Genomic DNA, 7,312 nt, shown 5'->3' with positions numbered 1-7,312 from the left:
GTCTTTTAGAGACTTTGCAGATGATTATTAATCCAATAGAAAAATAATCTATTTTTTCTCTTTTTTTACAATTTTTTTTTCACCGTATTTTTCTTATTTTTTAAACAATTTTCATACTCCATTTTCACTACTTTCAAAAAGATTTTTCAATAAATATTTAAGATGTCAAAATAAATCATTAATAGTGAACTAATAATCAATGTTTAAATAATTTTTATTTTTGAATTAATTGGAGTAATTTTATGAATGATTTTATTAAGAAATGGACAGAATCAAGTTTGATATTGAAAATATTCATTGGTCTTATTTTAGGGGTTATCTTAGGTATCTCTGTTCCCCAATATGAAATTATTGGACTTCCAGGACAATTATTCGTAAATGCCTTAAAGGCAGCAGCTCCAATTCTTGTTTTTCTATTGGTTTGTTCTGCTTTATCCAATGCAGGTGATGAAATCGGAACCAAATTCAAAAGAATCATATGCTTATATCTGTTTGCATCTTTCTTGGCAGCTTTAATAGGGGTGATTGGAAGTCATATATTCCCTATAAGCATTACACTTACAGATGCAAGCTCTGTATCACCACCTGGAGGATTAAGTGATGTTTTGACTAATATGTTATTGAACATATTTGCAAATCCTTTGCTTTCATTGACAAATGGTGATTATTTAGGAATTCTCTTTTGGGCATTTGTTTTAGGAATCTGCTTAAAGAAAGTGGGAAGTGAGAGTACAAAAGGTTTGCTCAGTGATTTTGCAGAAGCATTGACTATGGTAGTTGTGGGAATCATACAATTTGCTCCAATCGGTATCATGTCCCTTGTATTTACAGCTGTCAGTCAAAATGGAGTGAACATCTTTGTTCAATATGGTGAATTGATAGCATTGCTTGTTGGATGTATGCTCTTTGCTATTTTTGTTGTATATCCGATGATAGTGGCAGTGATCTTAAGACGCAATCCATATCCTCTTCTCTTCATTTGCCTTAAGGAAAGTGGTATCACTGCATTCTTTACAAGAAGTTCTGCAGCTAACATTCCAATCAACATGCTTCTTTGTGAAAAGCTTGGCCTTGATGAGGATCTTTATTCAATCAGCATTCCATTGGGGGCTACAATAAATACAGGTGGTGCGGCAATCACCATTACAATAATGACTTTGGCAGTATGTCATACATTAGGAATTGGAATAGATTTGCCTAGTGCTCTCATTCTATGTATAGTTTCAACCTTTGCTGCTTGTGGAGCTTCTGGTGTTGTAGGAGGTTCCCTCTTGCTTATTCCAATGGCATGTGCACTGTTTGGAATACCTAATGATGTTGCAATGCAGGCTGTTGCAGTAGGATTTATCATAGGAGTTATTCAAGATTCCTTTGAAACAGCTCTTAACTCAAGCGGTGACCCTATGTTTACTGCAGCTGTAGATTATTACGACAGGGCAAAGAAAGGCAAGCCAGTTAATTATTTAGGGGAATTTGCTAAAGATAATGAAGAATAATCGTTTCTTTTTCTATTTTACTTTTTTTACTATTTTTAAGTTATTAACAAATTCTAAAATTATAAAAATAAGAATAATTATAATATATTATTAAGAAAAGATTTTTCTTAAGAAAAATTACAAGGAACTGAAAAATGAATTACGAACTTATTTTAAAAGAATTAAAGCCAAGTCAAGAAGAACGTGATGCAATTTATGAAACAACTAAAAAAGTAATAGATTTCATAAATGAAACCTGCGAAAAGGAAGGCATCAATGCTAAAGCAAATGCAGTAGGTTCTGTTGCTAAAAATACTTGGTTAAAAGGCAATTCAGATATAGACATCTTTATTAGCTTCCCTTATGATGAAGAAATGGATTATCTTAAGGAAAAGGGTTTGTATTTGGCATATAAGACCAATGAAGCTTTTGATGGTAAGGCCAGTGAACATTATGCCTCCCATCCTTATTTGACATGTGATATAGATGGCTATGAAGTTGATATAGTTCCTTGTTATGACTTAGGTGAAGACAAGCCTATAAAATCAGCTGTTGACAGAACTATTTTGCATACCAATTACATTAAGAGTCATTTATCAAAAGAGCAGGAAGACGAAGTGCTGTTGCTTAAGAAATTCATGGCTGTTATTGGCACATATGGTTCAGAATTCAAAACTGGTGGTTTTGCAGGTTACTTATGCGAATTGCTTATTCTAAACTACGGCACCTTTGAAGATACATTAAGGGCAGCTCAAAAATGGAAATTCCACACTACCATTGATTTGGAGGATTTCGGAACTGCCAACGATAAGATCTTTAAGGAAGACCCTCTTGTATTCATTGATCCAACAGATGAGAATAGGAATGTTGGAGCTGCCTTAAGAATAGAAAGATTCGTTGATTTTATTGTGGCTTCAAGAAACTTCTTGGCATTTGTTGATGATGAAAACTTAGACAAGATTTCTGAATTCTTCAGACCTCTTAAAAAACAGCATCTATTCAATAAATCCAATGAGGAAATTGCAGATTATATCGTCGAATCCTTTAATGATAGACAGACTCAAACATTAGTAATTAAATTCCCTATTCCAGAAATGTCTGCTGATGCTCTTCATCCACAGCTTCTAAAGACAATAGATTCCATTTGTGAAAAATTGGAAGCGGAAGAGTTTTCTGTCTTTAAGCATGCCTACTGGACTGATGAAGAGAAATGTGTTATTTTCACTATCGAACTTAATGTATTCAAACAAGGAAAATATTACATACATCAAGGACCTAAAGTATGGCCTCAGAAAGCCTGTGAAAACTTTAAGGCAAAATGGGGAGATGCATTGTATCCATTGGATGAGTATATGGTATTGACTAGAGAAAGGCAATTCAAAACAGCAAAGGAATTCATCACACATCTGTTGAAATTGGAAAATATCCATATAATCAAGGTTGGAAAGAATATTAAAGAGGCAATCTGCAATGATTATGCCCTTTTTGAAATTGATGAATTTTTAAATGATTTGGATAATCATTTTAACTATGATGCTGATAAAATGAATAGTGAAGAATTGGCATTTGATTATTTAAACACTTTAGATGACTTCTTAAATCCTGGTCAATACATTAAGAGGTAATCATTTTCATTTAAAATCATTAAACATTCTTTTTCCTCACTTTTTTGTCATGTTTTGGCTCATTTTTTATATTTTGATTCATTTTTTAATATGATTAATGATATAAGCAATCAGAGACATAATATTAATAAAAATCATTATAAAAAATTATTTGGGAGATAGAATGAAAAACATTGAAGAAAAGACTATCAGAAGCTTTTTAGCTATTGAACTTGATGAAGAGTTGGTTCCTAAGATATTGAATGTTCAAAAGGAGTTTAAAAAGACCAATGCAAATATAAAATATGTTCCTTCTCAAAACATGCATTTCACATTAAAGTTCTTTGGAAATATTGATTTGGATATGGTTGATGATATAAGCTCTGCAGTTGAAAAGGTTATAAAAAACTATTCCTCTTTTGATTTGAATATTAAAAACTGCGGTTGTTTCCCAAATAAAAAGGTAATCAAGGTTCTATGGTTAGGTTTGGAAGAAGGGTCTCCAATAAAAGACCTCCAAAAGGACCTTGATAAGGAGTTTAGAAAATTAGGATTTAAAAAAGAAAAGAATTTCATTTCCCATTTAACTATTGGAAGAGTGAAAAGTCCTAAAAACAAAAAGGAAATTAGGGAAGCTATTGAAAAATTGGAAAATATTGAAATTGGGAATATGTCCGTTTCTAAGATTTGCTTAAAAAAGAGTACTTTAACTCCTCAAGGGCCAATCTATGAGGATATTAAAGTGTTTGAATTGAATTAATCCAATTTTTACTATTTTTTTAAAATTTATTTAATAGGATTCATAATGAATCCTATCTTCATCAAACCTATCTGTACCTGTGTAATCTTCTGTAGGATATCCTAAAACGATTACAGAGTATGGATAAACATTTTCTGGAATATTAAAATTCTCCTTCAAGTAATCCACTCTTTCTTCATCAGGATATGTTCCAAGCCATACTGCACCGAGGTCTTCTTCCACGGCCTGCAATAGAATATTCTCTGTACATGCTCCCATATCTTGCTGAACCCATCTGTAGTTCTCAAATTGGCTTAAATAATCCTGATTGAATAGAGTTATGATGCAGCATGTAGAAGTTCTAGCAGGCTTTGAATACAAACTCATGTTTTCTATCTTCTTAATTCCTTCTTTATCCTTAACTACTAAAAACTCCCATGGCTGTGAATTGATTGCAGAAGGGGCCTGCATTCCTGCTTTCAATAGCCTTTCTATCTTTTCGTCTTCTATTTCCTTATCTAAAAACTTTCTAATGCTTTTTCTTTTGAATATTGCATTCATCCTAACACCTTTTTGAAAATAATATTTTAATTATAATAACTTAATCATGATTTTAATAAGAATTTCAAGTATTCATATGAAACGAATATCACTAAAATCAATGCTATGGCTGCTTGAATATAAAATATATGGTTTAAGAAATTTAATCCAAAGAATTTATAAACTTCTCCAGTAGCTATTGTACTAATTACAAATGGAAATGTAAATGCTGAAAAGCTTGGCATGAATTTCAATCTTTCCAAAATCAATAGCTTTATTGCATGATAAATTGCAAAAATATAAAAAATACATGCGCCTATATAGATTAAGCTTAAGAAGTTTCCATTAATAGGTAGTGCATTCACGTATCCTACAATAAGGATTGAGAAAAGTGCAGTGTAGATGCAAATGAATGGTTTATTTTTATCGTCTATTGCAGTAAACTTAAGGTATCTGTATGAGACCAAAATGAGTGTTGGTATCATAAGTATGAAACCTATTCCAAAGAAGATAAATCCATATTTTTGCAAGTCATATGCAGGGGCTGTGATTGAAGCCATAGTTATTCCAATATAAACAATCCACCAGGTAGCAAATACGGTTTCAATATCAAATTTATCGATAACATACTTCTTAGTAAATATAAGGAGTATTGATAAATGAGTAATTATCCCTAAAATCCATATTCCAAAAGCAATGCTTTGAGACAATGGCATGAACAATGGCTTAAGATATGTGCTGAAAAGCATTAGAGCCATTGAAAATGTACCGAATGTACTTAGTGTTATCAGTGTATTCAGTTCATTAATGAAGATTTCAAAGTGAAAAATAAGCTTTAATAGAACTAAAAATATAAGGATTGATCCGATTATAAAAAATATGCTGCTATAATCGGTAAAAATCTTACCTAATGATAGAATAGCTAAAATTAAACCAGTGATTGCTAAAGGCAGATTTCTTATAATATTCATAATATTAATTTAAAAAAAGAGTTTAATAAAATTTTTCTTAAAGGTTTTAAGATAAATGAAAATGCTGTTTTTTTTTAAAAAAGTTTTAGAGAAAGTTAGAAATGATTTAAGATAAGTTAGAACTTATCTATAAAAATCATTTATTCATATAAATTTAATTCTTCAGCGCTAAGCACTTTAATTTCCATATCTTCAGATAAATCTGCAGATTCCTTTGAAAACAATTTGAAATGAGTTGAATTCAAATGGTCGCTTAATGCTTCTACGCTTTCCCACTGTTCAACAAAGGTAAAAGTTCCATCCTTGATTGATCTTAAACATTTATAATCAATGTTTCCTTCTTCTTTAAGAGTTTCTTCAACTAATGCCTCTGCAAGAGGGACTATTTTTTCTTCTGCACCTTCTTTTGGGATAAGTTCTGCCATAACTACGATAAAGCTCATGATTAATCTCCTTTTATTCTTAGTTAAAAATTTATTATAATATATTAAAAACTTATTGTTCTATTCTATTTCATATAAAAACTCATAATGGTCTATCCCATCTTCCAAATAAACATCAGAAACTTTTTTAAATCCTAAATCCTCATAGAATTTAGTTAAATAAGCCTGCCCTGACATTCTTATTCTTTTTTTACCTAAATCATTTATTATGAAATTCATTGATTTTTCCATCATAATTCTTGAAAGCCCTTTTCCTCTATGGGATTTCTTAACAATCACTCTTCCAATTGCCATATCTTCATATGCAATATTTTCTGGAAGGATTCTCAAAAGGGCTATAACTGTTGAATCGTCTTCATCTTCTAAAAACAAGTGATATGCATATTTGTCCTTGTCATCCAAGTCCTGATAAGCACAATTCTGTTCAACAACAAATACTTCTGCTCTCAATTTTAGAATTTCGTATAGTTCATTTGCTGTAAGCTCATCAAACTTTTTAAATTTCCAGTTTATTGAATCACTTCCTAAAAATAGCTGTTTTTTAAGTATAATGTTGTTGATTTTTATATAAAAATTTTTGTAAAAGGAAAAATAAAAAAAGAAAAAAAGAAAAAAAGAATTATTCTATAAAAATAGAATAATTAAGGTTGAGTTTTAATTCAATTGAATTCATTCATCTAATTTTGGAATTCCAGTGATTCTTAAACCACCGTAATGGGATTTGTATTTGATGTTTAATCCGATTAACAATGGGGTGATTTTTTCAATGATTCTGGATTTTTCCAAGATTCCTGTATCGATGGTTCTTACACCAGGGATTTTGTTGATGAGTTCTGCTGCAGTTTCTTTTGCTTCTTTGTCATCACCAGCAATTAAACAGTCACAGTCGATGTCTTCTGGAATGTTGGATAAGTGAGAGTTACTGATGTTACAGAATGCACAGATAACTTTTGCGCCGGTTCCGTCAAGGATGGATGCGGTTCTTTCTGCTGCAGATCCTTCCATTAAATCAATAAATCTGAATGGTTTTCCACCAATTGCAGTTTCTAAAGGTACGGTTGCATCTAAAACAATTTTGTCAGCACAGAATTCTTTGATTCCTTCAACGGTTGGTTTTTGAGCTGCAAGAGGTACAGTGAGGATTAAGATGTCACCTTCTTTTGCTGCGTCTTCGTTAGCCATACCGCACATGTTGGATAAGTCATAGTCGGAATATTTTTCTTTAGCTTCTGCTACAACTTCTAATGCTTTTTCTTCTTTACGAGAACCAACAATTACTTCTACACCTTCAATTGCTAATCTGAGAGCAATTCCTAAACCTTGTGGACCAGTTCCACCGATTACACTAACTACCATACTATATCTCCTAAAATATGATTTTAAAATTTTTTAAATGTCTTTTGTATAAAGTCTTATGAATATATTTTACAATATATTTATATAGTTATTTTTATCATAAAATATTTATAAATTTTTCTTTTTTAGTTTAATATTTTATAATTTATCCTGGTTAATGTTTAGTTAAAATTAAATTTATATG

The 7,312-nt window shown here is 31.0% G+C and carries 8 protein-coding genes; 3 read left to right on the top strand and 5 right to left on the bottom strand.

Annotation, left to right across the window (positions count from 1 at the left end):
• Positions 1-242 precede the first annotated feature (242 nt).
• The 3 genes from sstT (at position 243) to thpR (ending at position 3,839) form a co-directional block, all read left to right on the top strand.
• Positions 243-1,496, top strand: coding sequence for a serine/threonine transporter SstT (gene sstT / locus ACKI67_RS05785; RefSeq protein WP_407462488.1), 1,254 nt, complete (start codon positions 243-245; stop codon positions 1,494-1,496).
• Between the two features lie 134 nt (positions 1,497-1,630).
• Positions 1,631-3,100, top strand: coding sequence for a CCA tRNA nucleotidyltransferase (gene cca, locus ACKI67_RS05780; protein ID WP_407462487.1), 1,470 nt, complete (start codon positions 1,631-1,633; stop codon positions 3,098-3,100).
• Positions 3,101-3,263: 163 nt separating this feature from the next.
• Positions 3,264-3,839 (top strand): RNA 2',3'-cyclic phosphodiesterase, encoded by a 576-nt coding sequence (gene thpR / locus ACKI67_RS05775; protein ID WP_407462486.1) that lies wholly within the window; start codon positions 3,264-3,266, stop codon positions 3,837-3,839.
• Between the two features lie 30 nt (positions 3,840-3,869).
• Here thpR and ACKI67_RS05770 read toward each other — a convergent pair whose 3' ends face one another.
• The 5 genes from ACKI67_RS05770 to npdG form a co-directional block, all read right to left on the bottom strand.
• Complete coding sequence (locus ACKI67_RS05770; protein WP_407462485.1) at positions 3,870-4,379, bottom strand: nitroreductase family protein; 510 nt, start codon at positions 4,377-4,379, stop codon at positions 3,870-3,872.
• Positions 4,380-4,423: 44 nt separating this feature from the next.
• Entirely contained in the window at positions 4,424-5,329 is a 906-nt protein-coding gene (locus ACKI67_RS05765) for a hypothetical protein (protein WP_407462484.1), read from the bottom strand.
• A gap of 140 nt (positions 5,330-5,469) precedes the next feature.
• Positions 5,470-5,772, bottom strand: coding sequence for a putative quinol monooxygenase (locus ACKI67_RS05760; RefSeq protein WP_407462482.1), 303 nt, complete (start codon positions 5,770-5,772; stop codon positions 5,470-5,472).
• A 60-nt stretch (positions 5,773-5,832) separates the two neighbouring features.
• Positions 5,833-6,222 (bottom strand): GNAT family N-acetyltransferase, encoded by a 390-nt coding sequence (locus ACKI67_RS05755; protein WP_407462481.1) that lies wholly within the window; start codon positions 6,220-6,222, stop codon positions 5,833-5,835.
• Between the two features lie 219 nt (positions 6,223-6,441).
• The gene (gene npdG / locus ACKI67_RS05750) at positions 6,442-7,128 is read right to left on the bottom strand and encodes an NADPH-dependent F420 reductase (RefSeq protein WP_407462480.1); all 687 of its coding nucleotides are present in this window, start codon (positions 7,126-7,128) and stop codon (positions 6,442-6,444) included.
• Positions 7,129-7,312 lie beyond the last annotated feature (184 nt).

It is taken from the genome of Methanobrevibacter sp. (assembly GCF_045577275.1).
Taxonomy (GTDB): domain Archaea; phylum Methanobacteriota; class Methanobacteria; order Methanobacteriales; family Methanobacteriaceae; genus Methanobrevibacter.
The sequence above is the reverse complement of the archived record's forward strand: the minus strand, read 5'-3'. Positions and strand labels throughout refer to the sequence as shown.